Raw genomic sequence first — 651 nt, forward strand, 5'->3', positions numbered from 1 at the left:
GACCGGGACGGACGAACCTCTGGTGTGTCAGTTGTACTGCCAAGTGCACCGCTGATTAGCTACGTTCGGATGGGATAACCGCTGAAAGCATCTAAGCGGGAAGCTCGCTTCGAGATGAGATTTCCATACACCTTGTGTGTGAGAGGCCCCCAGCCAGACCACTGGGTTGATAGGCCGGATGTGGAAGCGAGGACTAACGACTCGTGAAGCTGACCGGTACTAATAGGCCGATAACTTACACCACACACCACCCCTGCAAACGGTTCAAAAGCGTTTGCAACCAACGGGTGGTAAAAAGANAACAAGACTGCTTGCGTCCACTATGTGGTTCCCAAACAACAAACCCGTACCGCACGGGCCGTTGCACAGGAACACAACACAACAACATAACAACACCACAATGTTGTAACCAGATTTCCCACCCGTACAGGCACGCCTGAACGGGCCGGGTAGAAGGGTTACGGCGGTCATAGCGTGGGGGAAACGCCCGGTCCCATTCCGAACCCGGAAGCTAAGACCCACAGCGCCGATGGTACTGCACCCGGGAGGGTGTGGGAGAGTAGGTCACCGCCGGAACATCATTACAGGTCGAGAGCCCCCCAACCACCAGGTTGAGGGGCTCTCCCACGTTAACCACCCAACCCACAAAAC

Annotated in this window: 2 rRNA genes; both read left to right on the top strand. The window is 55.8% G+C overall.

The features are described 5' to 3' along the window. Nucleotides 1-244, top strand: a 23S ribosomal RNA gene (locus DAD99_RS21410); the annotation flags it as partial. A gap of 215 nt (nucleotides 245-459) precedes the next feature. Then, nucleotides 460-576 (top strand): 5S ribosomal RNA (gene rrf / locus DAD99_RS21415). The last annotated feature ends 75 nt before the right edge of the window (nucleotides 577-651 follow it).

This window comes from Pseudarthrobacter sp. AB1, assembly GCF_014926485.1.
Classification (GTDB): Bacteria; Actinomycetota; Actinomycetes; order Actinomycetales; family Micrococcaceae; genus Arthrobacter.